Here is a 26,667-nt window from a genome sequence, read left to right as displayed (position 1 = left end):
TGAAACGAGAAAGACTGTAGGTATTTACCTAAAAATTCAGTTCCATACTGTTATGATTCATCCTTCATTCGTCAGAAGCTAAATTCTCAAGGAGTCAAAGATCGTGTCGCCGGAAGTGCAAAATGCCCCCGCCGTCGTAAAGCGAATCCGTAAACCGAATTTCAACCTAGCAGATCTGCCAGAGTTAGCTGGCGATTGGGAACTGGTTGCCGGTGTGGATGAAGTGGGGCGCGGAGCCTTATTTGGGCCGGTGGTAGCGGCGGCTGTAATTCTACCCAAGTCTGCTTTTGAGGAACTTGCAGCCGCTGGGGTTAGAGACAGCAAACAGCTGTCTAGCTATCGGCGCAGCAAACTGGCAGAACACATTCAAGCGATCGCGCTTGACTGGAAAATCGGCTATGCCAACAATCAGGAAATTGACCAGATCAACATCTTGCAGGCGTCGTTATTGGCGATGAAGCGGGCTGTCACTAAGCTAAAGGTGCAGCCGCAGATGTGTCTGGTTGATGGGAAGTGGTCGCTGCCAGACTTGGCGGTACCGCAACAGAATCTTGTGAAGGGTGATGAGCGATCGCTGGTCATTGCTGCGGCCAGCATTGTTGCCAAAGTGTGGCGCGACGACTTAATCATGCGTTTCGCCACCCAGTATCCTGCCTATCATTTAGCAGCTAATAAAGGTTACGGTACTGCTCCGCATCTCTTAGCTCTGCAACAATACGGTCCTTCGCGCTTGCATCGAATGTCTTTTAGTCCCTGTCGGGTGGGTAATCAATAAAAACAATTTACTGATGCCCTACTCCTGAGCAATTGAGTACAAGCGGGTTTATCCAAACATATTGCTGAGACAACAGATAAAACGAGCAAAACCGCTCTAATAATTTCAAAACTCAAAACTTTCAGAAGGCTGATTGCTAATTGCAGAGGACTGAGAATTAGTAGCGTTTGCCCACCGACGATAGTCTAAAAGTAACTGATGCATCAATCGTTGTTTGATAGTTAACAGTACACTTTTGAGTAGAGCATTTCCAGTCGCTTCTAAAAACGGCTTAGGGGTAAACAAAAAAGGCGGCGGCAGCTCTACTTTGACCTCTAAATCTGCTTTTCCTTTGAGATGAGTTGTTCCATTCAATTCGCACGGAGAAAGCTTACCAATTAAATTGAGAGCAAAGCGTTGGTTGATATATTCAACACCACGCAGTTCGCAATTTGTAGATGTTAAATGAACTGTTCCATCCGACTCTGCCCATACTCTTAAATCCACAATTGGTTGAATGCTCAGGGTCATAAAGCTTAAGGGACGCATTTTCAAACGAAAAAGCTCGTCACTGAGTTGTTCAATTCGAGTCGGATCGACTAGAGCCTGCACAAGACGTTGGGGCTGGCGCAAATAATGCTGAATGGGAACAGGTTGTTCCGGAACAGCAATTTGAACAGATTGGGAGGCAACAAATTGAGTTTGCATGAGAGGATGGTAACAGAATGTAATTCTGTACGCTAAATTAAATTAATTTTACTTTACAGTTCTTAAAAAAGCGGACAGAATTTTTTCTGGAGCTAAAATCCGTCCTAGTAAAGAAGGCATCAACTAAAGCATTCTGTAATTATAAAAATTTATGAAGCAGGTCTCCTCTTTCGGAGGCATAAGAAATAGACACTGGGATAGGGCATAAAGTAGCTCCACTCTATCCCTTGCGAGGGACAGCCTCGTTAGCACCGACTTTCTGAGAAAGGTAAAAAAGGTGTCAGAATGACTATCACGGAAAAATAAAGGGCTAGCTTTAATGGTCGTATCCGTTGCACACTTAGGACCTCCTGGCACTTACGCAGAAGCTGCTGCTTTGGCTTATGTTAGCTGGCTAACCCAGATGGGAAAGGAAGCGTTGTTATGTCCCTATCCCAGCATTGCTCAGACACTCCGAGCCGCAGCGCAGGGACAAGTGGATCTAGCTGTGGTGCCGGTAGAAAATTCGGTTGAGGGCAGTGTTACGACAACGTTGGATACCCTGTGGCAGTTAGATACGCTGCAAATTCAACAAGCTTTGGTACTGCCAATTTCTCATGCTCTGATGTCACGAGCGCCGAATTTAGAGGCAATTCAGACCGTTTATTCTCACCCACAGGCTTTGGCTCAGTGTCAGGGGTGGCTGGAGCGGTTTCTGCCGCAGGCGCAGCTGGTACCGACAAATGCGACGACGGAAGCTCTCAAGTATCTGGATGAGGACAAAACAGCGGGGGCGATCGCTTCCTCTAGAGCCGCTCAACTCTACAATCTACCGATTCTGGTTTGCCCGATTAATGATTATGTTGACAACTACACGCGGTTCTGGGTGCTGAGTTTACAACCCGCTACCGGAGGCAATTGTACTTCTTTGGCGTTCAGCGTTCCTGCCAATGTGCCTGGGGCACTCGCCAAACTGCTTCAAGTGTTTGCCAGTCGCGACATTAACTTGAGTCGAATTGAATCTCGCCCGACGAAGCGGAGTCTTGGCGACTATCTGTTCTTTATTGACTTGGAAGCGAACACTACAGAGGCATCGGTTCAATCTGCCTTAGAAGAATTATCCACCTATACCGAAACGCTCAAAATATTTGGTAGCTATTCAATTCTGCCGGTAGGGAAACTCTAGCCTTGGGACTGTAGTCTCTAAAACTCAAACCAGACGCTATATCGAGCGTCTCTACAAAATCCCAAACTTTTATGTTTCAATCTGCTCAAGGCATTCCCGGATTGCCCGATTTAACGCATCCGGCTGAGCTAATGAAATTTGGGGGGCAGGTACTGAGTACCTTCCTCATCATTGTGTTTCTAGTTGGTGCGTTGGGAATTGCGATCGCGCTGCTAAGTTTTTCTCTCCGTCGCGATCAACCAGAACAAGCGATTTTCATGGGTGAGTGGGTTGTTCGCTACTCCCGATTACTGCGAAGTTTACCCCACGCTGCCTTGGTTTTAATTCTCATGGTAGGAGGATTTTTTCTTAGCTCAACTTTAGGCAATCGCTACCACCACTGGGAACAAGCAAGGGTCGCTCAGGTAGCTGCCAGCGTTGCCGGTGACAGGCTAGAGCAACCCGCACCCCAAGTACGCTACGTTCTCAAAGAGCCTTACACTTATACCACTCAAGTTGAGGGTAAAATCGTCAAAGTCAACGATACGCGAGAAGTTAGCCGTTTGCTAACTCTGAGCGAATCGCAAGTTCAGGTCAAAATTGACCAAAGCACAGATGCCCAAGATCGTCGCGCAATTTATCGCGTTGACTACAGTGCCGATTATAAAGTTACCAACCCGTTGACTGATATTAGCAATTTTTTCTTTGAAGTCCCGCCGCCTGCCGGTTATTCACTGCTGCAAAGCTATAAGGTAGAGCGGGACGGGACTCGGCTTCAGCAAGCGAATCCCGGTGACTATGGTTTTCCATTCCGTCTCGAACCCGGACAAACAGCTAGTTTTAAAGTCACCTATAAAGCTCAAGGAGGGCCGCGCTGGGTTTATAGTGCCACCGGGCAATTACTCTCCAATTTCCGCCTCACCGCGCTGGCTAACTTCCCTGGAGGGGATTTTGCTAGTGGGATTATCCCCACAGAAAGTAAGGTTGAGGGACAAGGCACCCGATTTACTTGGGTATTTGACGACAACGTTTCCGTCCAAAATCCATTTGGTGTCTTTACTTCGACAGGCCCAATTCGCAACACTGGCATCCTTCCCCGGTTGCTGTTACTCGCACCAGCCGTATTCTTATGGTGGATATTATTGCTTTATATGTCGCTACCCATGAGCCTCAGAAATGTAGCGATCGCTGGCGGAATTTTCTTCGCTTGTCTGCTAACTTTGACTTATCTTAGCCGCCTGATTGATGTCAAGGTAGCTTGGACTCTCATCTCTATCGTCTTGCTAGCCTTGGCGTGGGGATTGGGGTCAAACCGCCGTGCGTCTCTTGCGGCCGTCATTTGCACGATTGCTGGTGCGGTTGTGCCAGTCTTGGGACTCGTCGTTCCTTACACGGGACTTACTCTCAGCGTAGCCGCTCTCTTGGGCGCTGTCTGGCTTGCAGTTCGTCACTGGTATGGCTGGTATGACTTGCGAGCAGATGCTCGTGTTTAGTCCTTAGTCATTAGTTCTGAATCAGTGATTAGCGAGGCTTTTTGCACTGAACTAATCATTGAAGACTAATGACTAACAACTAATGAAACTTACTGGAGTGCATCTTTGAGGACTGTACGAGCCGCGAGGTGATTGCGAGTAGACGTGAGAATTTCGGCTTCGCGCTCTAGGCGGGTTGTCGTATCTTGCATTTCCAGAAGGGCTTGCTGTTCAGATGCCACCCCGTAAAGATTGCTGGCAACCCAGTAGGATAATTCTCTGGGGAGGGTAGGCAAGTCTTCTGGTAGCTCCATGTCTTGGTCGGTCAACTTGGATGAGAGACGTACCACATCTCTGAGCAGTTGTTCAACCTCAGAGGCTAAGGTTCTGAGGTCTTTTTCTGGTGGATGGTCTTCAATCCATTCCACCAAACCGACGCGATAAGGCTTTTCGCGGACGTACTCTAAGACCCTAAACCGCTGCTGTCCCAAGGTCAAGATTTTCATTCGGTCATCGGGAAGACGCTGGAAGTGGATAATTTCAGCGCAGCATCCCACGGCAGCTGGTTTACTTTGAACTGGGTCCCACATCAAAACCCCAAAACGGCGATCGCTCTCCAGAATCGTGTTCATCATGATTCGGTAGCGAAATTCAAAAATATGTAGCGGTAAAGGTCTCCCTGGAAATAGCACCACTTCGGGCAGTGGAAACAGGGGGAGTTCTCGAACTGCGATTGAGGAAGAGGATGCCATTGTCCCTATACTTGCTGTACGTGCGATTCTTTACTTACTTTAACCGATCTCTTTCCTAGAATCCCAACGACGAAGCCCTTTAGAGATACCTCTAAAGGGCTTCGTCAAATGCAGACTCACAAGAGCGTGTATTTAAAGTTTGACTTCAATATCAACGCCTGCTGGCAAATCCAGTTTCATCAAAGCGTCAATTGTCTTGGAGGTAGGCTGATAAATGTCAATGATGCGGCGGTGAGTCCGAGTTTCAAAATGTTCCCGCGAATCCTTATCAACGTGAGGAGAGCGCAAAAGACAGTAAATTTTCTTCCGGGTTGGTAAGGGAATGGGGCCAATAGCTGTTGCCTGTGTCCGGTTTGCCGTATCGACAATCTTTTCGCAAGAGGTGTCAAGCAAACGCCGGTCAAAAGCCTTCAAGCGAATGCGAATTTTTTGCTGCTGGATAGTTGCCATTTTCAGTTGTCCAGGTTCTAATTAGTGGTTATTTGTTAGGTTTTAGTTGTTACTAGGACGGCGGTTTTTTGCCGTACACGTACAGCTCTTGGAGTTTAGCATCTGATTTCAAGGACACAGATAAGGAGCAGAAAAGCATATGCTTCTCTGCTCCTTATTTGTTGGTCAAAATCCTACTTTAGGATCTTGGAGACGACGCCAGCACCAATGGTGCGACCGCCTTCACGAATCGCGAAGCGCATCCCTTGCTCAATTGCGATCGCGTTGATCAACTCAACGGTCATTTTGATCCGGTCTCCTGGCATCACCATCTCGGCGTTAGAGCCATCATCCGAGGTAAAAGCTTTGATGGTTCCAGTTACGTCGGTTGTCCGCACGTAGAACTGAGGACGATAGCCAGCAAAAAACGGTGTTTTCCGACCGCCTTCTTTTTCCTGAAGGATGTACACTTCAGACTCAAACTGAGTGTGAGGAGTAATTGTACCAGGCTTGGCTAGCACCATACCCCGCTCAATATCTTCCTTCTTCAAACCCCGAAGTAGAACGCCGACGTTATCGCCAGCCATCCCTTCATCCAAGGTCTTCTGGAACATTTCCACGCCAGTTACTGTTGTGCTGCGAGTGTCTCGAATTCCCACCAGCTCAACAGTTTCCCCAACTTTGACTTTGCCCCGCTCAATCCGGCCAGTCGCAACGGTACCACGCCCTGAGATGGAGAATACGTCTTCCACAGCCATCAGGAAGGGCTTATCAATATCCCGCTCTGGAGTAGGAATGTAAGCATCGACCTCATCCATCAACTTGTAGATTTTATCTACCCACTCATTCTCACCCCGTGGGGTCTTGGGATTGGCAGCCATCGCTTCCAACGCTTGTAGCGCCGAGCCGGCGACGATGGGAATATTGTCACCGTCGAATTCATAAGAACTTAGCAGTTCCCGGACTTCCAGTTCTACCAGTTCCAACAATTCTTCATCGTCCACCATGTCTTGCTTGTTCAAAAAGACAACTAGCCGGGGAACGCCAACTTGCTTAGCCAGGAGGATGTGTTCCCGCGTCTGAGGCATGGGGCCATCTGCCGCCGACACCACCAGAATGGCACCATCCATTTGAGCTGCACCCGTGATCATGTTCTTCACATAGTCCGCGTGACCTGGGCAGTCCACGTGGGCATAGTGGCGAGATTCGGTTTCATACTCAACGTGGGCGGTATTGATGGTAATACCGCGAGCCTTTTCCTCCGGCGCTGCATCAATGTCGGCATAACCCTTTGCTTTCGCCCGACCCATTGCTGCCAGAGTCATCGTAATGGCAGCGGTTAAGGTCGTTTTACCGTGGTCAACGTGACCAATCGTGCCGATATTGACGTGGGGTTTAGTGCGTTCAAACTTTGCGCGTGCCATGTATTACCTGTTCCTTTTTCCTTTTTCCTTTGCCAGTTGTCAGTTGTCAGTTGTCAGTTGGCTTTTCTACTGACAACTGACCAAAGACTACAGACCGATTTATGTGTTCCCTTTGCTCTTGGCGATGATGGTTTCAGCCACGTTGCGAGGAACTTCTTCGTAATGGCTAAACTCCATTGAGAAGATACCCCGCCCTTGGGTCATCGACCGGATATCCGTCGCATAGCCAAACATCTCTGCAAGCGGAACTTTGGCTGTTACTCTTGTAATGCCTTGTTCCGAGTTCATGCCTTCAATTTGACCGCGGCGGGAGTTGAGGTTTCCCATCACATCCCCAAGGAAGTTTTCTGGAGCTTCCACCTCAACTTTCATCATAGGCTCCAATAGCACTGGTGAAGCCTTCATTACAGCTTCTTTAATCGCCATTGAGCCTGCGATTTTGAAAGCCATTTCTGAGGAATCTACCTCGTGGTAAGAGCCATCCACCATCGTCGCCTTGAGGTCAATCACCGGATATCCAGCTACAATACCCGATTCGCAGGCTTCTTTCATCCCTTGCTCTGCTGGGTTTATGTACTCTTTAGGTACTATACCCCCAACAATTTTGGAGACAAACTCGAAACCAGTCCCCGGCTCTCCTGGCTCGACTTGAATCACAACGTGACCGTACTGACCTTTACCACCGCTCTGACGGATAAATTTCCCTTCAGCTTTGACAGCTTTGCGAATGGTTTCGCGGTAGGCAACTTGCGGCGCACCAACGTTGGCTTCTACTTTGAATTCTCGCATCATCCGATCTACGAGAATCTCTAGGTGCAGTTCGCCCATCCCCGCAATTACTGTCTGGTTAGTTTCTGGGTCAATGTGAACTCGGAACGTCGGGTCTTCTTCTGAGAGCGATTGCAGAGCCTTGGAGAGCTTCTCCATATCCTGCTTAGTTTTGGGTTCCACTGCTACGGAGATTACAGGTTCTGGTATAAACAGAGACTCCAGAATCACTGGTGAGTTTTCGTCACAGATGGTATCGCCCGTATAGGTTTCTTTCAGACCTAAAGCTGCACCTAAGTCACCAGCCCGCATTTCATCTACTTCGATTCGTTCGTCAGCTTTGAGAACGATCAAGCGGGAGATACGTTCCTTTTTATCTTTGGTTGAGTTGAGGATGTAACTGCCCTTTTTGATTACGCCAGAATATACCCGAATGAATGTCAAGCGTCCATAGGGGTCTGCCATAATCTTGAAAGCTAAAGCAGCCGCTGGTTCGTCATCGCTAGCGTGCCTTACTACCTCAGTGCCATCTGGCAATAGTCCTTGAATTGGAGGAACGTCAATAGGAGCGGGTAGATAATCTACCACGGCATCTAACAGCAGCTGGACACCCTTATTTTTAAAGGCAGAACCACACAACAGCGGGACAATTGTGCCAGCAATTGTGCCTTTACGCAACGCCTTTTGAATCTCTGGTTCGGTTAGTTCTTCGCCTTCCAAATATTTTTCCGTCAGGGCATCATCGGTTTCTGCTACAGATTCGATGAGCTTAGTGCGGTACTCTTGGGCTACCTCCTGAAGGTTTGCAGGAATGTCTATTTCCTCAATTTCTTTGCCCTGATCGTCTTTGTAGAGGTAGGCTCGCATCCGAACTAGGTCTACAATTCCCTCAAAGTTGCTTTCAGCACCAATAGGAATTTGAATGGGGACAGCATTTGCCCGCATGCGATCGCGTATCTGGTTATAAACTTTGTAAAAGTTCGCTCCAGTCCGATCCATTTTGTTGATAAAAGCGATCCGAGGCACCTTATACCGATCTGCCTGTCGCCATACAGTCTCAGATTGAGGCTGCACGCCTCCCACCGAGCAGAACACAGCAATCACGCCATCCAACACCCGCATTGAACGTTCTACTTCAATCGTGAAGTCTACGTGACCAGGGGTATCAATGATGTTGATTTGGTGATTCCGCCAGCTCGTGCTAATCGCAGCGGCGGTAATGGTAATACCTCTTTCCCGCTCTTGCTCCATCCAGTCAGTCGTTGCTGTGCCTTCGTGGACTTCGCCAATTTTATGAACGATACCGGAATAGAACAGAATCCTTTCTGTTGTTGTTGTCTTGCCCGCATCAATATGGGCAGCAATTCCGATGTTGCGTGTTCTCTCTAGCGGGACGGTACGTGCCACAGCTACCTCCTTCCTCTGTGCCGCATAGCTAGTAATGTGCTATGCGTTCTATCTCGTTTAAAATTGTATACTTTATTTAAGATTTTCAGCTCGTACAGACGCGAGCAAAACAGTCGCAATAACCGATCTCGCGTCTGTAGTAGTGCTTAGTATCGATAGTGGGCGAACGCCTTATTCGCTTCAGCCATTCGGTGAGTTTCTTCGCGTTTGCGAATCGCATTCCCTGTCTCATTAGCGGCATCAAGCAGCTCATTTGCGAGCTTCCCAGCCATTGTGCGGCCTGGGCGAGAACGAGCAAACTGAATTAGCCAACGCAGCGCTAGCGCAGTTCCACGGTCAGGGCGGACTTCCATTGGCACCTGGTAGGTGGCACCACCCACTCGACGAGCCTTGACTTCCACCAAAGGGGTCGCATTCCGAACTGCTTTCTCAAAAGTCTCTAGGGGATCTGCTCCAATCCGTTCTTCGATGGTTTTTAGCGCATCATAGATAATCCCAGTCGCAATAGATTTCTTGCCACTATGCATAATCCGCCGCACCATCATACTGACAAGACGGCTGTTATACATCGAATCAGGGGGAACAGGACGCTTTTTAACAACGGTACGACGAGACATACTAAGCCTTCAATGAATAAAATACAGAATTTTTACGATCCCTCCCAATGTTCGTGCCTGAGATGGGATTTTTTTCAACAAGTCTTTGCGGGTTTGAGAGAGCCGCTTACTACATAAGGTAGAGAGTTCGCCCGACTGTTAAACTCTTCCCTACCTAACATTTAGGTTTCCCCTAAATACCAGCAACGGTTGTCTCCCCAGCGCATTAATTTCCCAATTTTTAGGTTTGAGGAACTGAAGCAACCTTCTACAGATTCGGATACATCCTACTGGATTCGCATACACTCGCATTAACGGGTGCTTCTCTACGTGTTTACAACATCTCTGATGCGTCTTCCCGCACGGAATCCAGTAAAAACATCCTCAATTCAACTCTACCATTTATACCGGGGGTTCATCGGCATCCGCTCGGAGACGGATATTTCCACACATTTCCTGTGCAATTGGCACTAGATTTAGGACGTTTTGAGCCGTATGAACGTTTTGTCTTTTCTGCAAAAAGGAAGTCATTGATCGTGACTGTACCAAACGCAGTATAGATACTCCGCTTACTTTGCCGCTTTAGGACGTTTTGTTCCGTACTTAGAACGACCCTGACGACGATCTTTAACCCCAGCGGTATCTAGGGTTCCGCGAATAATATGGTAACGGACTCCGGGCAGGTCCTTAACCCGTCCACCCCGAATCATCACAACCGAGTGTTCTTGCAAATTGTGACCGATACCAGGAATATATGCCGTTACTTCAAAACCTGAAGTCAAACGAACTCTTGCCACTTTCCGGAGGGCTGAGTTGGGTTTTTTAGGCGTCGTTGTATATACTCTGGTGCAGACACCACGACGTTGCGGACAGCTTTTTAGGGCTGGTGATTTAGTTTTCTTCTGTGTACTTAGGCGCTCGTTACGAATGAGCTGCTGGATTGTGGGCATGAGTTACTGGGGTTACTGAATCCTTGCTACTTCCAAATGCAGACAAATTCTGAGTTTATCATCTGTCAGGGGTTCTGTCAATTCAAAGAGCTGAGATTAAGCTTCTGGGGTAGCAGAGTCGGCAAGCGGTTCATCAATAGAGAAAGAGTTACCGCAACCACAACTTTCTTTAGCATTTGGGTTGTGGAAGCGAAACCCGCCACCCATGAGATCCTCTGAGTAATCTAAGGTGAGGCCATTGAGGTAGGCTAGGCTTTGAGCATCAACCAATACTCTAATGCCATTGCATTCATACAGTCTATCGTCCGGCTTCACAGCTTCATCAAAGCTGAAAGTATAGGAAATGCCAGAACAACCACCTGATTGAACTGCTAGACGAAATAATAGAGCGTTGGCGTTTTGACGCTTGGATTGCAAACGTTTTATTTCACTAGCTGCTGCTTGAGTGAGATCGATAGTGGACTGAGTGAGTTTCACAGAGCTTTCTATAGAGTGCTGAACCAATGCTACAGCCGGTTGCGGGAAAGCTTGTCAATTTTTAAAGGAGAAAACGAGCGTTCGGTGTTCCAGCTTGGTAGTTTTGCTACTTGTACCTCAGGATGCTTGATTTTTATCACCCCAATAGATAATAACTTGGTAGCAGAGTCTGTTCTTCACTTTTTGATTAGAAAAAGCAGAACTAGAAGAAACACTCCCATAACCAACCAAGACATCAAGTTGTTGTCATTCCCAAAAATTGATATGAATCCTGAAACTCCCTCTTCTGAAAGTAGGCTCGAATCTGAAAATCCTTCAGTAGAAGTCAATGTACAAAACGTAGAAGCAACACCTTCGGAGTTACAAGTGTCGTCTACTCAAGCCTATACTGGGCAAGTGCAGCAGGTGTGGGCACAAATCGCTAGGTTTTTAGAAAAGATGCCAAGTTATGCGGGCAACTTTTTTTCCTCCTACCAGCGATCGCTCGTTACCCTTGGACTACTCTTAGCAGTGTTAGTCACATTAAGAATAACAGTAGCTTTGCTGGCGGCGATTCATAGCTTGCCGTTGATAGCGCCAACCCTACAGCTCATTGGCATTGGATATACGGCTTGGTTTGTTTATCGTTACCTACTTACTGCTGAAAGCCGCAAAGAACTATCTCAAGACTTCCAGACCTTAAAACAGCAAGTTTTGGGCAGAGGAGCTTCAAACAGCTAAGAGTCCTAATCTTCGATTCGACTGAGTTTGTTTAGCCTGTGTAGGCAGGCTAAGTTTCTTTATAGCCGCACCTGAAGGGGTCAGGCTGGAATCATGACATACGCAAAAGCTGCGTTAGCAAAGGGTGGGCGAAGCGCAGTTGCTCTTGGTAGCAACCTCGGCGACTCCCGCGCCACTCTAGAGGCTGCTCTAGAAACGCTGAACCGAACTCCTGGAATTACTCTGCAAGCCCAGTCTAGTTGGTATCAAACGAAGGCTGTAGGGCCACCTCAACCAGATTATTTGAATGGATGTGCCCTGCTGCACGTTCAGATGAAGCCTCAGCAATTGTTAGAGACCCTGTTGGCAATTGAAGATCGCTTTGGTCGCGTCCGTCAAGAGCGCTGGGGAGCGAGAACACTTGACCTTGATTTATTGCTCTTTGATGATGTGATTTTGGACACTCAGGGTGGGGAGGTTCCGCCTCTCCAGTTGCCTCACCCTCGGATGAGAGAAAGAGCGTTTGTGCTGGTGCCTTTAGCGGAAATTGCACCAGATTGGCTCGAGCCAGTTTCTGGATGTGCGATCGCGCAACTCGTTCAGGCTGTAGACTGTTCAGAAGTCCGTCGTTTGTAGTTTCCTATGGCACTGGGTCAAGAACCCCCTGAAGTCCTCAAACAACGCTTGTTCTACCAGGGGCGTAAATTTAATTTTGAAGTCAGCCGTCTGCGCCTCCCGAACCAAGTAGAAGGAGACTGGGAATGCATTCGGCATCCTGGTGGTGCGCTTGCTGTTCCTGTAACCTCAGAAGGGAAGTTGATCCTATTGAGGCAGTATCGTTTTGCTGTACAGGGGCGTCTTTTGGAGTTCCCGGCTGGAACGATAGAACCGAATGAAGCTCCAGAGGAGACTATTAAGCGCGAAATTGAAGAAGAAACCGGATATCGCGCTCACAAATGGCAAAATTTAGGTAAGTTTTCCCTTGCTCCCGGTTATTCAGATGAATTTATTTACGCTTTTTTAGCGCAAGATTTAGAACGTTTGGAGATACCTCCCAGTCAAGATGTTGACGAAGATATTGAAACGATTTTGATGACTCCCCAGGAATTAGAGCAAGCAATTCTGGCGGGTGAACCAGTAGATGCTAAATCGATTTCTAGTTTTTTCTTAGCTCGTCCTTTTTTACAATAGTTCGTTAGGTTAAAGTCTGCGACTACACAAAATTAGCCAGTTTAAGTTGGCTAATTTTTTATATTTTAATAGCCAGATATAAGATTATTTCAATTCTCAATTAGGTGCGATACATCAGTAGGGACATGGCATTGCTATGTCTCTATTGAGCATTAGAACTGCAATATATTCCACCCACCTGAGAAACGCTATATAGGAATCTTGTTTGATTTGTAAGATACCAGCGGTTCAGATCCGCGACTTTAAAGAAGTCGCGGATCTCGCCTTCACGAATCATTGAGGATTGTTATAGCCGTTTAGTTTGCAGTCACTCGCAGGAGTGATACACACGGTGTTGTCACCTTTTAAACTGTCAAACATAAGCGAGTTATTTGAAAAGCAAGGATTGAATGTCTGACCTGATTTTGTTTTGGCACCGCCGCGATTTACGCATTTCGGACAATCTAGGATTGGCTGCTGCACGGCAGCAAAGTCCAAAGGTGGTAGGGGTTTTCTGCTTAGATCCGAATATTTTGAACAGGGATGATGTGGCACCGGCAAGAGTGACTTATATGATTGGCAGTTTGCAGTCACTGCAAGAACGCTACGCAAAGGCTGGTAGTCAATTGTTGATCCTTCATGACAATCCGACTCAAGCAATCCCAGCTTTGGCGGCGGCGCTAAATGCGAAGGCTGTATTCTGGAATTGGGATGTCGAGCCTTATTCAAAAGAACGCGATCGCGCTATTAGCGAAGTCCTGAAAGAAAAGGGTATTTTTGTCCAAAATCACTGGGATCAGCTATTACACGCACCAGAGGAGATTCGCTCAGGTTCTAATCAGCCGTACACAGTTTATACTCCGTTCTGGAGAAATTGGAGTAGTAAACCCAAGGCTAAACCTGCACCCGAACTCCAAAATGCCGAGGGACTTACACCAGAAGAACAGCAGAAAGCACGACAAGCGGGTGCGGGTGAACTGCCTACGGCTCAGGATTTAGGATTTATTTGGGAAAACGAACTGGTGAGTGCGCCAGGGGAGAAGGCGGCGCAAGAAAAGCTGGCAGAATTTTGCGATCAAGCGATCGCAGAATATAAAGAACAACGGAATTTTCCGGCGGTTAGCGGCACCTCTCAACTCAGCGCCGCTTTGAAATTTGGTGTAATTGGCATTCGCACCGTTTGGGATGCCACGCTAAAGGTGTTAGAACACAGCCGTAGCGAATCAGAAGACACCCATATCCGGACATGGCAACAGGAACTAGCATGGCGAGAGTTTTATCAACACGCGATGTATTGGTTCCCAGAATTAGCCGAGGGTGCCTTCCGCGAAACGCTCAAAAATTTCCCTTACGACACCAATCCAGAACATTTCCAAGCTTGGTGCGAGGGGAGAACCGGCTACCCGATCGTCGATGCAGCAATGCGCCAGATGAATCAAACAGCTTGGATGCACAACCGCTGTCGGATGATTGTTGCCAGTTTTCTCACTAAAGACTTGCTAATCGATCCGCGCTTGGGGGAAAAATACTTCATGCAAAAGCTTTATGACTGGGATCTTTCGGCGAACAATGGCGGCTGGCAGTGGAGTGCTTCTAGCGGGATGGACCCCAAGCCAGTACGAATTTTTAACCCAGCTTCTCAATCGCAGAAATTCGATCCAGACGGGGAATATATCCGGCAATGGGTGCCAGAACTCAGGTCTGTCAATACAGAATATCTCGTGAGTGGGAAGATACCGGCGAATGAACGCGATCGCTGTAATTATCCCGCCCCGATTGTGGAACACCAGCTACAGCAGCGTCTGTTTAAACAGCGCTATCAGCAGCAAAAAGAAGCACTAGGGGATAAAGATAAAGAGTAAGCGTCTGGTGGACAGTGCCCGCCGGATAAGCGTGCTTTCAATACCCTAAAGTGTCACAATCACCACAGCCAACCCTTCAATCAAGAAGATGATTTGAGTATTCATCTTTAGGGTGGCTGCCGATGTCATCTTCACATGACTGCTCCATCAACATTAAAGTAACGATTAGCAATTCGCAGCCTCAGTTATTGGAAGGACTAGATGTTTGGCTGCGCTTGGGTTTGATTTCTGAGGCTCAGGTTAGCGATTTAAGTCAAAAATACTTGGTCTGTGCGTTGCCACCCGCTGCGGTAACGCCCAAACCAACGCCTGAAGTAACGCCTCAAATTACGATATCTTCTGATTCGCAGTTACTACCAGCTGCTGCTGGTAGGAATGCTTCTCGCCAACATCCCAAAGCGATCCCAGGGGTATGGCAGTCGCTGATGGCAGAACTCAGCGTCCGGTGGCTGCTGTTTTTGGGAGTGTTCATGGTGGTGGTGTCCTCCGGGGTGCTAGCCGCCACTCAATGGGAAAGATTTCCTGCTGCTGGGCAGTATGGGGTTTTATTAGCGTATACCTTGATTTTTTGGCGGGTAAGCGCTTGGACGAATCGCCAACCCAGTTTGCAATTGACGGCGCAGACGTTGCAAATTGTCACCCTACTGTTAATGCCCGTGAATTTTTGGGCAATGGATAGCTTTGGGTTGTGGCAGAATCCCGTCAATCTGATAGTAGTTGCGATCGCATCCGTTGTCCTGACGGGGATTACTTTCCAATTATTGAAAAATTGGCGCTTGGCTGCTTCTGGACGGCTGGGGCTACTAGAAGCGTTACCAGCATTGAATATCCTGGGACTCAGTTACCTGCATTGGGGCTGGAACTTGTCAGGATTTCCTGTCATCGCCGTTTATCTGGGAATGGTAGGAACGTCCCTCCTGGCGTTCTATCAAGTTCGTCACCAACAGGCTGTGGAGACTATCGAAAAAACGGGAAAATCCGGGATCGAGTTGCCAGCCGGGGTGGTGATTTATGCCTTAGTGGTGCTGCTGGTACGAGCAATTTTTATTGTCCAGGTCCCTGTAACGCAATTGGGGTTAGCCCTTGGCATTTGTGGCTGGCTGGTGGTGTGGTTATCGCAACAGCAACCCGAAACATCCAGCGAATCACCCCAATTGCCGTGGGAGAAAGTTGGCGGTAGTTTGTTGTGCCTCGGTTGGCTGGTTTCGGTAGGAACAACGGTTCCCTGGCAAGCAACAGCAGTTAGCGGATTGGGTTTGTGGTTTTTTTTCAGCCGATTGCAGCGTTTTTGGCTACAGGTTGATCTGGCAGCCTTTTTAGGAATTGGCTTACAGACGATTTGGCTGGTTTGGCGGTTAGTTCCAGGTTCCGTGCAAGAATGGGCGATCTCAAATGGCACTCAACTGACGGGTTCGCAAACGGTTCCTTTGGCGTTGCTGAGCCTGGTTTTATTTCCCTACGTTGTTTTTATCGTCGGGGTAAGCGATTGGCTGCATCGAGCTTCTAAGACCGATTTAGCCACTTTTGGCGAACAACTGGCACTCACTTTTGGGGCGGTGCTGAGTTTAATTAGTTTACTAAATCCCACATTGCGATCGCTCAATCTGTTGTTTTCGACTGTGACACTGGCAGTTGTGACACAGCGCCGACTTCCCACTAGGGTCAGTCTGGTGTATTTCACTCACTTGGTGGGGTTGCTGACGCTATTCTCTACAATTGACCGCTTTTTTCCCAATCTGCACCAAGAAGTTTGGGCAAGCATTTTGTTGGCGGTGATGGTTGCCGAATGGACCCTTCACGTCCTACTACCCTCCTCAGTACTTCTGTGGAAGCAAAGTGCTTGGCACATCGGTTTAGGGCTGGCGGGACTCAGTTATCAATTACTGTTAGCGAATGTTTCCTTATTCGGGGACGATGCCTTTAGCCGTCAGCAGTGGGCAATTTTCTGGCTAATTACACCTTTGGCTTTGACGGGAGTTGCCAGTCAAACTGCTGGAAAGCAACGCACATTGGCGAGTTGGTTGAGTGTCGCCAGTTTGGGAATGCTACAAATTCTCACATTCGTGCTACCTGGAGGTAGATTCATTAGCTTAGGAATGGCAACTGGGCTGATGTTGGTGAATACGCGCTATTTGCGGCATCTGGCGGCAGCCGTCATTACCGTCGGGTTTAGCCTGAGTTTTCTCGGTGTGCTGCTGGGGGATGGCGTGCCTGGAGTGCCGCCCCTTTCGGTACCGGGTTGGTTTTTAGTCGGAGCGATCGCGCTGGTGGGTTTATGGCTTGCCAGAACCTGGCTGATGCATCGTCATGGGACGTTAGCGGCACTTTATGCACAAGCGGTTGAGGGTTGGGCGATCGCGTTGTGTAGTTTTGAGCTGTTGATGCTAACGCTGCATTCGCTTTTTGTCTACCAAGGGGTTGCTTCGCCCGATGGGGAATATTTACTTGCGGTTACGTTGATAATTGGGGCGATCGCTTATCGCAGTTGGCAACAGCCGAATCATTGGGCATTTTATGGACTGGGTTGGGGTTTAGAACTGTTAACAGCCGAGACGTTGGGCTTCTTTGAACACTCGGTGATGAATTTAGCGATCGCAAATATCGTCTTAGGTTTAAGCACGCAGCTTTTGGGAGAAGCATGGCGGCGGCGATCGCAAATCGAAAGTGTTCCGAACAGGTGGCATATCCTGCCGCTACTATACGGCGTGTTGGGGGCACTTCTGCGGTGGGATACTTTTACCAGTTGGACGGGATTGTGTACGCTTGCGATCGCGTTTATTGCGATTGGAGTTGGCAGACGACGGCAGGAACTTAAACCCATCCTCTATTTGGGACTTCTGGGAGTATCCATTTCTGCCTACGAACTTTTGTTCTATCAACTTTTACAAGCATCAGGTGGAGCTTTGGGCGATGGATTCATTGTCATGTCCGCCCTCGGCACCAGCATCATGTATGCCTATCGCCTGCTATTCCCCTGGCTTCTAAATTACTTACACCTTACTGCTGAAGAACTGAAAGTAATTGCCCATCTTCATTGGGCTTGGAGCAGTTGCTTACTCATCGCGGCGATTGGTAATCCCATTGCAGCTAGCCGAATTCTCGGATTAGGAACTGGCTTGTTTTTAATCCGATACGCGATTTTTCAAGGTCGCAGATTTCCCCTTTCTTCCCTCCCAAAAAACAGGGAAAGTTCCCAAGTCCCTTTAAAGACAGAGGAAAATTCAGCACCTTCCTTATTCAGTGAAAGCTGGAGGATTACCATTGCAGAAGTCTGGGTTTACCTAGGTTTATTAGAAGTAGGTGTCATCAGAATATTTTGGCTTTATACAGCCATTGGGCAGTTCTGGGCTGGGCCATTAGTTCCTTGGAAAGCCCCCATTTCTTGTGTTTGGGCTTATTTTCTGTATATTTTGCCTTGGGAAAAGTGGAGATGGCCTAAAAGACCTTGGCAGCACGCGGCATATATTCTGCCACTGGTGATGATTTGGGAAACCAGAGTAGAAATTCACCCGATTAGCTTGCTGATTACAGCGGCATTTTATATCTTTACTGCCAAATTATCCAATCAAATTCGCTTTACTTATATCAGCCTAGCACTGATTAATTGGGCCCTTTTTCGGTGGTTTTTGGAATTACAATTTTTCGATTACTTGTGGTACGTTATGCCGATTGGCTTATCCTGGCTGTATATTGCCCAAGTCGATTCTGGGTTGACGCTACCAAGCCGCAAACAGACTCGCCACCTATTTCGTTGCCTAGGCGCTGGGGTAATTTGTGGAGCGGCATTTTTGCTACACCAAGAAACTGGATTGGTACCGGGAATTTTGAGTATTTTATTCATTTTTGCTGGATTAGCTTTCCGAGTCCGGGCATTTCTCTACGTTGGTACCGCCACTTTTTTACTGACTGCTTTTTATCAGTTAGTGATTTTTGTTTTCCGTTACTCCTTTTTCAAGTGGGTGATCGGGTTGATAGTCGGTATCAGTTTTATCTCGATTGCCGCTAATTTTGAAACTCGACGCGATCGCTTTATTGCTTTGGTTCGGCACTGGTTGTCGGAATTGGAACAATGGCAATAATTTCCACTGGTTCAATCCCAAAATGATTAAATTTAGCCCTGCTTTGCTCCCATCCATCAGGTATCTCTTGGCTAACTTAGACATTTGGTAATTGCGTGGCATAATGAAGTATTTGCTTGCCTTATACGATTTGCCCTGTAAATTTACTTGGTTTCAGATGTGAAATCGTCCCTGAGGATAAGCTGCTGGATTGAGGCGCTGCCCTTAGTCAGGGTTGGCGTAAAGCCTGCAATTTAGCAAGATTCAAGAAAACAAAAACAGGAGCGCGAGGCGAACGTGAAGGTTTTGGTTGTTGGCAATGGGGCACGCGAACACGCCCTGGTATGGAAACTGCTGCAATCTCAACGCATTCGGCAGATAGTCTGTGTTCCTGGAAACGGCGGCACAGCTTCTCTGGATCGTTGTCAGAATCTCCCTTTAAGTGTTGATGATTTTGAGGGAATAGCACGATTTGCTCAAGTGAATAACATCTCGCTGGTGGTCGTCGGGCCTGAAGCCCCCCTGGCTTTGGGGATCGCAGATTACTTGCAACGCCAAAATCTCAAGGTATTTGGTCCCACCAAAGCGGGAGCGCAAATTGAGGCGAGTAAGTCTTGGGCAAAGGATTTGATGCGGGAAGCGGGTATCCCAACCGCCAACTCAGAGGTGTTTACAGAGCCAGAAGCTGCAAAAGCTTATGTAGCAGCGCAAGGGGCACCGATTGTTGTTAAAGCCGATGGTTTGGCAGCGGGTAAGGGTGTTACGGTAGCGGCAACGGTGGAAGAGGCATACTCTGCGATCGCAGATTTATTCTCCAGTCGAGTCAAGACTGTAGTAATTGAAGAATACTTAGCGGGTCAGGAAGTCTCGGTTTTGGCGCTGTCGGATGGCTTGACCGTTCGCCAGTTGTTACCGGCTCAAGATCACAAACGCATCGGTGAGGGCGATACAGGGGCAAATACGGGCGGAATGGGAGCCTATTGTCCTGCTCCCATCCTGACACCTGCCCTGAGTGCGCGGGTTCAGAAAGAAATTCTGGAGCCGACTGTTGCCGCTTTAAAAGCGAGGGGCATCGACTACCGGGGTGTCCTTTATGCTGGATTAATGATTACCCCCCAAGGCGATCCGAAAGTTTTGGAATTTAACTGTCGCTTTGGCGATCCGGAAACACAGGCGATCTTGCCTTTACTCGAAACCCCTCTAGAAGACTTACTGGTTGCCTGCGTCGGACAAAAACTCGCTCAACAGCCTCCGATTGCGTGGAAATCAGGCGCTTCCGCCTGTGTCGTTGTAGCGGCGGGGGGTTATCCCGAAAGCTATAAAAAAGGTCACGTCATTACCGGCATTGAGCAAGCCGAGGCAGCAGGAGCGAATGTGTTCCATGCAGGCACTCAGAAGAAGCAGCAACAAGTGGTGACCGAAGGCGGTCGGGTGTTGGGAGTCACCGCCATTGGAGAGGATTTTGATGCAGCGATCGCTCAAGCATACGCGGCGATTAATTGCATTGAGTTTGAGGGGATGTACTACCGACGGGATATTGGTTATCGCGTCCGCACGGCAGGGAAACTTTAGCGTTTAACGTCATGTGCAACTGCAATCCAATCGCTCCTCGTTTCCAAAGCTCTGTAGCCTAAGCTAGAGAGTTTTGGAAAGTTGCACATCACGTAAATCTTTAAATTTCTTCAAAATCTTAGTCAAGCTGCATCCAAAGATACATGAGAGTTCCAGGGGGAACTTGAGAAAATAGAAGTGGATAAATATAATTGAGAAACGTTCAAAAATCCACCTATCCCTGGGAAGAATCCTCTACAATTTTTGATAAATCTCTAATTTTTACCATTTTTAGTGGCAAATTTACCTTGCTGGCTCTATTAAAAACCCTTCGAGAAGTTATTGCCCATTGGTGGTCTGAGTTTACTCTCCAGACGCGCCTGATGGCGGCTGCTACCTTAGTCGTCTCCTTGGTGATGAGCGGTCTGACCTTCTGGGCAGTGAATACAATTCAGCAGGATGCTCGGCTGAATGATACTCGCTTCGGGCGCGACCTGGGTTTGTTGTTGGCGGCGAATGTCGCGCCTCAGATTGCTGAAAAGAATCTGACGGAGGTGGCACGTTTTTCTCACCGCTTCTACAGCAGCACCTCCAGCGTGCGCTATATGCTCTACGCCGACGAAACTGGCAAAATCTATTTTGGAATTCCTTTCTCTGAGTCCGAGGTACAAAACTCGCTGACAATTCAGCGTCGGATTCAATTGCCAGAGGATTACGCTGATAATTCCGACTTACCAATGGTGCGGCAGCACCTAAGTCCGGATGGGGAAGTTACGGATGTCTTTGTTCCCCTGTCGCACGATGGCAAAAATTTAGGGGTTTTGGCAATTGGCATTAACGCCAATCCGACCGTGGTGGCGTCGTCCCATCTGACACGAGATGTCACGATTGCGGTATTTATTTCCATTTGGGTGATGGTGATTTTGGGCGCTGTTTTTAATGCCTTAACTATTACTCAGCCAATTAAAGAACTTCTCGTTGGGGTTAAAAATATTGCCGCTGGCAACTTCAAGCAACGAGTTGACCTGCCACTCGGAGGAGAATTGGGCGAACTGATTTCCAGTTTCAACGAGATGGCAGAACGGCTGGAGAGTTATGAAGAGCAAAATATCGAGGAACTAACAGCAGAGAAAGCCAAGCTAGAGACGTTGGTTTCTACGATTGCTGATGGAGCGGTGCTGATCGACACCAACTTTCAGGTGATCTTAGTCAACCCGACAGCGCGACGAATTTTTGGGTGGGATGGCGTTGATGTGGTGGGATCTAATGCTCTGCATTGCTTGCCTTCTCCAGTAAACTTGGAGCTAGCGCGACCCCTGCATCAAATTGTTGCTGGCGAATGCGAAGGGGCAGAGTTTCGGGTGACGCTATTCCAACCGGCGAACCGCACCGTCCGCATTCTCCTAACGACCGTCCTCGACCAGTACCGGGAAACCATCAAGGGAATTGCGATGACGGTACAGGATATTACTCGTGAGGTAGAGCTGAACGAGGCGAAAAGTCATTTTATTAGCAATGTTTCCCACGAATTGAGAACGCCGCTTTTTAACATCAAGTCGTTTATTGAAACGCTCCACGAATACGGCGAAGATTTGACAGAAGAGGAACGTCGGGAATTTTTAGACACTGCGAATCGAGAAACAGACCGCCTGACTCGCCTGGTAAATGACGTTTTGGATTTATCTAGGCTTGAGTCGCACAAGCGCTATCACTTTGAGCCTGTAGATATTGCCCAACCTGTGGAGCAAACGCTGCGGACTTACCAGCTAAACGCCCGCGATAAAGGAATTGAACTCATCCAAGAGATTGAACCGAATTTGCCAGCAGTCTGGGGCAACTATGATTTGTTGCTCCAGGTGTTTGCTAACCTGGTCGGCAATGGGCTGAAGTTTACTGAGACGGGTGGACGGGTGGCAATTCGCGCCTATTTGCTGGAGTCGAGGGATGAGCGGAGTCAAGGCGGAGTCTTCCCTTCCGGCGCAGAGGAACGCGGGAAAATTCCTGCAACGAACAATCCCAAATTAGTGCGGATTGAAATTTCTGATACGGGAATCGGCATCGATACAGAAGACCAAGAGGCAATCTTCGATCGTTTTTTCCGAGTAGAAAACCGAGTTCACACCCTTGAAGGGACGGGTTTGGGTTTGTCAATTGTTAGAAATATCATTGAGAAGCATCACACCAGGGTTCATTTGGTTAGCGAGGTCGGGGTGGGTACGACTTTCTGGTTTGACTTGACGGTTTTTCAAGAAGCAGCACCCGTTGAGGAGTTGCCTCTAAAAGAAGCAAAAGAAGCTTCAGGAACCAGTTCGGTTACGGCGAAGGTTGTCTAGATTATTTGCTTGCATAGAAAGCGATCGCTAAACTTACTACAATGAGACCGAATAGCAGCAACAAAGGCTGGTTTCGCTGGCACCAAAGCTGAAGCGAGTGACGCCAGCCGAGACTGTAGCGAGTGGCAGTCATCGGGTGAGATGCTTGAGAGCGATCGCTATACATCGTACATTCTTTGGCGTAAGGACGCTTGGAAAACGTACAGGTATCATCTTCGTGGTAAGTGCAGGTGTCGCACAGAAATTTCTCACCTGTTGCTCGATGCAGGGGAATGCCAGGATGACCGTAGGCTTTTAGCTCGGTTCGGCAATAAGGGCAGGTCGTTACCTGGGCATTGACGGGTTGATGGCACTTTGGACAGTTCGGCATGGATAGCAGCACGGTAATTCTAGGTTTCTATCCAGTCAGCAAGTCGCAATCTAAAAAGACCTCTAGATCCAGTTTAAGCTTGGGGAAACTTTCGGATTTGATATTCTGCTAACTGAACGATGGGAAAAGCCTCTCCCATCGCTTGGATAAACTGCTGCTCGATTTTTTCCAGGCTTTCTAGCTCAACAGACTTCCACTGTTCCCGCGTCGCCCAGCGAATGACTAAAATGACCTCTGTTGGCTCGTTCGGGTTGAGCCAGACTTCTTTACCCAAAAAACCCGGACAGGTAGTAAGGAAAGCTGTCCAGATTTCGCCATCCTTCTGAATGTATTTTTCCCGCAGTTCGGGGGCGACTCTTACCTGAAGCCACTCAATTACCATGAGCTGGAGTATAAGCTGCTTTGAAGCTGTAAATAGACTCTTCAATCATCCATCAGACAGATTGATTTTGCCACGAGCAAAGTCTGGAAGATAGGCGGCAGTTGTTGAGAGAATGTCACAAAATAGAACTGTAGGCGAAAAATCGGTAAGATTTTAGCACCGCTTTATGATAAGTGTTTAGCCGCTCAAAGTCGCGGCGGAGTGACAGGAAGGAAAAATGGATAATAACAACTGGCTTAAGCAGCTACTAATGATGGGTGTGGGGACTACGTCTTTGGTAGCCGACAAAATCCGCGAAGTGAGCGATGAATGGGTCAAGGAAGGCAAAATCAACCCCGAGCAAGCTAAGGGGATGGTAGATGATTTGATGCAGCAGCTCAAGTCAGATCAGGGGAACTTGGAGATCCAGATGCAACGGCAAATGCGGAATATGTTGCAGGATCTGGGGGTTCCTCGCCAGTCGGAAATGGATGAATTGCGGGGACGCATTGACCGGCTCGAACGTCAGGTGCGTGATATGGAAAATAAGCTCTGGCGGTAAGTAAAGCTGATAGGATTGAAAATCTAGTGGGACAATCAATTTTGGATTTTGGATGGGGAATTTTGGATTAAATCGAAAATTCTCTCAATCTAAAATCTAAAGTTTTGAGGTCTTAGAGGTACGGAGAACGGATGAATGAGAGAAATTCTAATCAGCGTTGGGGTAATGTTTACCTGTGTAGTACTCTTGATTTTTGCTCAAGTTACGAGCAGCAATCAAGGAGATGCAAAAGCAGCTGAACTAACCAAAACTGAAACCGCAGTTGTTGCAAAAACTCCCAGTAACGATCCTACTGCTGATATTACAAGGCTTATAACGATGAATACCAACCCAGGAAGTGATGAAACTGCCAGTGGCGAAGTGAAGACAACGCCTTCTGGTCTTAAGTACACTGAGTTAAAGGAAGGCGAGGGGGCAACTCCTAAAACAGGTCAAAGGGTGGTAGTGCATTACACCGGCACTCTAAAGGATGGCACGAAGTTTGATAGTTCCCGCGATCGCAATTCTCCCTTCGAGTTCAAACTCGGCGTTGGACAAGTCATCAAAGGCTGGGACGAAGGACTCAGCACCATGAAAGTCGGCGGACGCCGCCAGTTAATTATCCCTCCTGAATTGGGATATGGCTCTCGTGGTGCGGGTGGAGTCATTCCTCCTAACGCTACTCTAATTTTCGACGTAGAATTGTTGGACATTAGATAACTAAATCCTGAGTTTTTAGAACCCCGATTTCTCCAAGAAATCGGGGTTGTTTTTCGCATAATCAACCAGAGTATATGTTGAACTTCTTCTTAGTAGGAGAATATACAATTACTTGCTAGGCAAAAATGTAGTATTTGAACAGCATCCAGCGTAAATTCAGCAAGCACGATCGGCATTTACGTGACAAAATTCATTAGGAATGCCAAAAAGTGTGAGGAGAGACCGTCTTGAAACTGTTTCGTGCCCCTCTAAAATTTTGCCTCGCGGTGCTAGTTAACGCTTTAGCGATCGCTAGCATTGCCCAAGCAGCAGAATTTCCAACTGTGTCAGAGGAAACCGTTCATCCCTTTCCCCAGGATACTGACACTCTAGTTGGGTCAGATGCCGTTTCTCAGGGAACTGAAGAGACTGACGCGATGGATCGAGTCAGCAACGTATCGCAGTTGCGAGATGTAGAACCGAGGGATTGGGCGTATGAAGCACTGCGATCGCTTGTTGAACGTTATGGCTGTATTGCAGGATATCCGGATGGCACCTTTCGTGGCAATCGGGCGCTGAGTCGTTATGAATTTGCGGCTGGGTTAAATACCTGCTTGCAGCAAATTGAGAAATTGATTGCTGCTAGTTCAGCAGATTTTGTCACCAAAGACGATTTAGGAACCTTACAACGGCTGATTGATGAATTTGGAACAGAACTGACGGCGCTGCGGGGTCGAGTGGATACTTTGGAAGCTCGAACAACCCAACTGGAAGCTCACCAATTTTCTACGACCACTAAATTAGGCGGTGAGGTTATCACCTATGCAGGTGATGCTTTTGGTGAGAATGCTAGCGATGTAAATAACGCTACTCTCGGTCATCGGACTCGCATTGATTTTAATACTAGCTTCACTGGAAAAGACCGTTTAAGAACTCGATTTCAAATCACTAACTTAAGACAGTTTGACACTGGGGCAACATTTGGTGGAGGGCCAGATCCAGGCTTAACAGGTGAAACTCGGTTTACTCCCAGTAGCGTATCTCAAAATAATGAAGCCAGAATTAGCCAATTAGAGTATCGCTTTCCAGTAGGAGACAAACTCAAAATTTATATTGAAGCGGGTTCAATCGATCCGTCGTATGTAACAGATACAATTGCTCCTTTTATCGACACTTCTACGGGTGCTATTTCTAATTTTGGTCAAGTCAATCCTGTGTATTTTCCCTTGGGAAATCGAGCGGGGATTGCAGCAAATTATAGCCTTAGCGAAGCCCTCAGTTTAGATGTTGGTTACTTTGGTGAAGACGCCCCTAACGGTCCTAGTAACCCAGGCAGAGATTCAGGTATATTTAATGGTGGTTACAGTGCTTTTGCCCAGTTGGTTTATAGTGGCGATCGCTTGAAACTTGGCTTGCTTTACCTAAACTCTTTTTCTCAAGCTTTTGGTGTCGATACTCTCGCAGGTAGCAACGCTGCCAAAGTCATCGATCTCACCGATCCTGATGGCAATCCTGTGGTTGGTAATGGTTATGGCGCACAAGTTAATTACCGATTTAGTCCCCGCTTTGAACTCGGTGGCTGGGTGGGTTACACTGCCGCCCGCGCTCTTGGTAATATCAAGGGGGATGCAGATGTCTGGAATTATGCGGTAACGCTGGCTTTCCCTGATTTGGGCAAAAAGGGAAATTTAGGTGGCATTGTGTTAGGGATGCAACCAAAGTTAACAGGGACTAGCAATCGTGCTTTAGCAGAGGCGATTGGTTTACCTCCCGGACAAAGAAGCGATCGCGATACCGGATATCACATCGAAGCTTTCTACAAATATCAATTAACCGAAAATATTTCGATTACTCCTGGTTTCTTTTGGCTAACAGCACCTAACCACGATGAGCGAAATCCCGATGCTGTGATTGGTGTGGTGAGAACGAGTTTCGTCTTTTAGAATCAAACAAACCTAACCTGCTGACTTTCTCCTCTTAGGAGAGGGTTAGAGGGAGGTGAAGAGGGTTTGGAGTAAGGTTAACAAACCTATGTTTTTTTATGAGCTTATTTATCATAAAAATTTTGAAAATGTAACTTTATGTAAGCAAAATATCATCCTTAAGATAGTAGAAATGGTCTTGTGGTTTGAGTGTTAAATA

The 26,667-nt window shown here is 47.7% G+C and carries 24 protein-coding genes; 13 read left to right on the top strand and 11 right to left on the bottom strand.

Going from position 1 to position 26,667, the window contains the following annotated elements; genetic code table 11:
• Positions 1–175: 175 nt before the first annotated feature.
• Positions 176–775 carry a ribonuclease HII gene (locus tag NC996_RS11305; RefSeq protein WP_199299825.1) on the top strand — a complete coding sequence of 200 codons (600 nt, stop codon included), beginning with the start codon at positions 176–178 and terminating at the stop codon, positions 773–775.
• A gap of 105 nt (positions 776–880) precedes the next feature.
• On the opposite strand, the gene NC996_RS11300 is transcribed toward NC996_RS11305, so the two are convergent.
• Entirely contained in the window at positions 881–1,462 is a 582-nt protein-coding gene (locus NC996_RS11300) for a DUF1997 domain-containing protein (RefSeq protein ID WP_190415395.1), read from the bottom strand.
• Between the two features lie 319 nt (positions 1,463–1,781).
• On the opposite strand from NC996_RS11300, the gene pheA reads away from it, so the two are divergent.
• Positions 1,782–2,627: a prephenate dehydratase gene (gene pheA, locus NC996_RS11295; RefSeq protein WP_190415397.1), complete on the top strand. Its 846-nt coding sequence runs from the start codon at positions 1,782–1,784 to the stop codon at positions 2,625–2,627.
• Positions 2,628–2,698: 71 nt separating this feature from the next.
• A complete protein-coding gene (locus NC996_RS11290; RefSeq protein ID WP_190690286.1) occupies positions 2,699–4,099 on the top strand; it encodes a hypothetical protein in 1,401 nt (466 codons plus the stop codon).
• An 89-nt stretch (positions 4,100–4,188) separates the two neighbouring features.
• On the opposite strand, the gene NC996_RS11285 is transcribed toward NC996_RS11290, so the two are convergent.
• From NC996_RS11285 to NC996_RS11250, 8 genes are all read right to left on the bottom strand, one after another.
• Positions 4,189–4,830, bottom strand: a complete 642-nt coding sequence (locus NC996_RS11285) for an LON peptidase substrate-binding domain-containing protein (RefSeq protein ID WP_190415401.1) — start codon at positions 4,828–4,830, stop codon at positions 4,189–4,191.
• A 132-nt stretch (positions 4,831–4,962) separates the two neighbouring features.
• Positions 4,963–5,280 carry a 30S ribosomal protein S10 gene (gene rpsJ / locus NC996_RS11280; protein ID WP_190415403.1) on the bottom strand — a complete coding sequence of 106 codons (318 nt, stop codon included), beginning with the start codon at positions 5,278–5,280 and terminating at the stop codon, positions 4,963–4,965.
• A gap of 173 nt (positions 5,281–5,453) precedes the next feature.
• Positions 5,454–6,683 carry an elongation factor Tu gene (tuf, locus tag NC996_RS11275; RefSeq protein WP_190415405.1) on the bottom strand — a complete coding sequence of 410 codons (1,230 nt, stop codon included), beginning with the start codon at positions 6,681–6,683 and terminating at the stop codon, positions 5,454–5,456.
• A 99-nt stretch (positions 6,684–6,782) separates the two neighbouring features.
• Positions 6,783–8,858, bottom strand: coding sequence for an elongation factor G (gene fusA, locus NC996_RS11270; protein WP_190441036.1), 2,076 nt, complete (start codon positions 8,856–8,858; stop codon positions 6,783–6,785).
• 146 nt (positions 8,859–9,004) lie between these two features.
• A complete protein-coding gene (rpsG, locus tag NC996_RS11265) occupies positions 9,005–9,475 on the bottom strand; it encodes a 30S ribosomal protein S7 (protein ID WP_190415409.1) in 471 nt (156 codons plus the stop codon).
• A 381-nt stretch (positions 9,476–9,856) separates the two neighbouring features.
• The gene (locus NC996_RS11260) at positions 9,857–9,985 is read right to left on the bottom strand and encodes a hypothetical protein (RefSeq protein ID WP_277879778.1); all 129 of its coding nucleotides are present in this window, start codon (positions 9,983–9,985) and stop codon (positions 9,857–9,859) included.
• 38 nt (positions 9,986–10,023) lie between these two features.
• On the bottom strand, positions 10,024–10,404 hold the full coding sequence (rpsL, locus tag NC996_RS11255; protein WP_190690283.1) for a 30S ribosomal protein S12: 381 nt from the start codon (positions 10,402–10,404) through the stop codon (positions 10,024–10,026).
• Between the two features lie 96 nt (positions 10,405–10,500).
• The gene (locus NC996_RS11250) at positions 10,501–10,881 is read right to left on the bottom strand and encodes an iron-sulfur cluster assembly accessory protein (protein ID WP_339380552.1); all 381 of its coding nucleotides are present in this window, start codon (positions 10,879–10,881) and stop codon (positions 10,501–10,503) included.
• 51 nt (positions 10,882–10,932) lie between these two features.
• On the opposite strand from NC996_RS11250, the gene NC996_RS11245 reads away from it, so the two are divergent.
• From NC996_RS11245 to nblS, 7 genes are all read left to right on the top strand, one after another.
• On the top strand, positions 10,933–11,601 hold the full coding sequence (locus NC996_RS11245; protein WP_190690280.1) for a CAAD domain-containing protein: 669 nt from the start codon (positions 10,933–10,935) through the stop codon (positions 11,599–11,601).
• Positions 11,602–11,694: 93 nt separating this feature from the next.
• Positions 11,695–12,216: a 2-amino-4-hydroxy-6-hydroxymethyldihydropteridine diphosphokinase gene (folK, locus tag NC996_RS11240; RefSeq protein WP_190690277.1), complete on the top strand. Its 522-nt coding sequence runs from the start codon at positions 11,695–11,697 to the stop codon at positions 12,214–12,216.
• Between the two features lie 6 nt (positions 12,217–12,222).
• A complete protein-coding gene (locus NC996_RS11235) occupies positions 12,223–12,771 on the top strand; it encodes an NUDIX hydrolase (protein ID WP_190441028.1) in 549 nt (182 codons plus the stop codon).
• A 389-nt stretch (positions 12,772–13,160) separates the two neighbouring features.
• Positions 13,161–14,612: a deoxyribodipyrimidine photo-lyase gene (locus NC996_RS11230; RefSeq protein WP_190690275.1), complete on the top strand. Its 1,452-nt coding sequence runs from the start codon at positions 13,161–13,163 to the stop codon at positions 14,610–14,612.
• Positions 14,613–14,734: 122 nt separating this feature from the next.
• A complete protein-coding gene (locus NC996_RS11225) occupies positions 14,735–18,691 on the top strand; it encodes a DUF2157 domain-containing protein (protein WP_190690272.1) in 3,957 nt (1,318 codons plus the stop codon).
• Positions 18,692–18,967: 276 nt separating this feature from the next.
• A complete protein-coding gene (gene purD / locus NC996_RS11220) occupies positions 18,968–20,242 on the top strand; it encodes a phosphoribosylamine--glycine ligase (protein WP_190690270.1) in 1,275 nt (424 codons plus the stop codon).
• 287 nt (positions 20,243–20,529) lie between these two features.
• Entirely contained in the window at positions 20,530–22,554 is a 2,025-nt protein-coding gene (nblS, locus tag NC996_RS11215) for a two-component system sensor histidine kinase NblS (RefSeq protein WP_190674659.1), read from the top strand.
• A gap of 1 nt (position 22,555) precedes the next feature.
• Here the strand turns inward: nblS and NC996_RS11210 are convergent, their stop codons facing one another.
• Positions 22,556–22,924, bottom strand: a complete 369-nt coding sequence (locus NC996_RS11210; protein ID WP_190674201.1) for a zinc ribbon domain-containing protein — start codon at positions 22,922–22,924, stop codon at positions 22,556–22,558.
• Between the two features lie 73 nt (positions 22,925–22,997).
• Complete coding sequence (locus tag NC996_RS11205; RefSeq protein ID WP_190690267.1) at positions 22,998–23,306, bottom strand: TIGR03792 family protein; 309 nt, start codon at positions 23,304–23,306, stop codon at positions 22,998–23,000.
• A gap of 217 nt (positions 23,307–23,523) precedes the next feature.
• Between NC996_RS11205 and NC996_RS11200 the strand changes: the two genes are divergently transcribed.
• The 3 genes from NC996_RS11200 to NC996_RS11190 all read left to right on the top strand — a co-directional run bounded on the left by NC996_RS11200 (position 23,524) and on the right by NC996_RS11190 (position 26,468).
• Positions 23,524–23,847: a phasin family protein gene (locus tag NC996_RS11200; protein ID WP_190415431.1), complete on the top strand. Its 324-nt coding sequence runs from the start codon at positions 23,524–23,526 to the stop codon at positions 23,845–23,847.
• Positions 23,848–23,982: 135 nt separating this feature from the next.
• Entirely contained in the window at positions 23,983–24,546 is a 564-nt protein-coding gene (locus NC996_RS11195; RefSeq protein WP_190525681.1) for an FKBP-type peptidyl-prolyl cis-trans isomerase, read from the top strand.
• 227 nt (positions 24,547–24,773) lie between these two features.
• Positions 24,774–26,468, top strand: a complete 1,695-nt coding sequence (locus NC996_RS11190; RefSeq protein ID WP_199292368.1) for an iron uptake porin — start codon at positions 24,774–24,776, stop codon at positions 26,466–26,468.
• Positions 26,469–26,667: the final 199 nt, after the last annotated feature.

Origin of the sequence: Trichocoleus sp. ST-U2 (genome assembly GCF_039961875.1) — a bacterium.
Taxonomy (GTDB): domain Bacteria; phylum Cyanobacteriota; class Cyanobacteriia; order Cyanobacteriales; family FACHB-T130; genus FACHB-T130.
This window is presented reverse-complemented; position numbering and strand designations above follow the sequence as displayed.

Coding starts and splice junctions, on each gene's coding strand:
- NC996_RS11285 (WP_190415401.1), bottom strand. CDS start 4,830: ATGGCATCCTCTTCCTCAATCGCAGTTCGAGAACTCCCCCTGTTTCCA.
- NC996_RS11225 (WP_190690272.1), top strand. CDS start 14,735: ATGTCATCTTCACATGACTGCTCCATCAACATTAAAGTAACGATTAGC.
- NC996_RS11290 (WP_190690286.1), top strand. CDS start 2,699: ATGTTTCAATCTGCTCAAGGCATTCCCGGATTGCCCGATTTAACGCAT.
- rpsG (WP_190415409.1), bottom strand. CDS start 9,475: ATGTCTCGTCGTACCGTTGTTAAAAAGCGTCCTGTTCCCCCTGATTCG.
- rpsL (WP_190690283.1), bottom strand. CDS start 10,404: ATGCCCACAATCCAGCAGCTCATTCGTAACGAGCGCCTAAGTACACAG.
- NC996_RS11230 (WP_190690275.1), top strand. CDS start 13,161: ATGTCTGACCTGATTTTGTTTTGGCACCGCCGCGATTTACGCATTTCG.
- NC996_RS11205 (WP_190690267.1), bottom strand. CDS start 23,306: ATGGTAATTGAGTGGCTTCAGGTAAGAGTCGCCCCCGAACTGCGGGAA.
- NC996_RS11195 (WP_190525681.1), top strand. CDS start 23,983: ATGAGAGAAATTCTAATCAGCGTTGGGGTAATGTTTACCTGTGTAGTA.
- NC996_RS11300 (WP_190415395.1), bottom strand. CDS start 1,462: ATGCAAACTCAATTTGTTGCCTCCCAATCTGTTCAAATTGCTGTTCCG.
- tuf (WP_190415405.1), bottom strand. CDS start 6,683: ATGGCACGCGCAAAGTTTGAACGCACTAAACCCCACGTCAATATCGGC.
- NC996_RS11260 (WP_277879778.1), bottom strand. CDS start 9,985: ATGACTTCCTTTTTGCAGAAAAGACAAAACGTTCATACGGCTCAAAAC.
- rpsJ (WP_190415403.1), bottom strand. CDS start 5,280: ATGGCAACTATCCAGCAGCAAAAAATTCGCATTCGCTTGAAGGCTTTT.
- NC996_RS11200 (WP_190415431.1), top strand. CDS start 23,524: ATGGATAATAACAACTGGCTTAAGCAGCTACTAATGATGGGTGTGGGG.
- NC996_RS11210 (WP_190674201.1), bottom strand. CDS start 22,924: ATGCCGAACTGTCCAAAGTGCCATCAACCCGTCAATGCCCAGGTAACG.
- folK (WP_190690277.1), top strand. CDS start 11,695: ATGACATACGCAAAAGCTGCGTTAGCAAAGGGTGGGCGAAGCGCAGTT.
- NC996_RS11235 (WP_190441028.1), top strand. CDS start 12,223: ATGGCACTGGGTCAAGAACCCCCTGAAGTCCTCAAACAACGCTTGTTC.
- pheA (WP_190415397.1), top strand. CDS start 1,782: ATGGTCGTATCCGTTGCACACTTAGGACCTCCTGGCACTTACGCAGAA.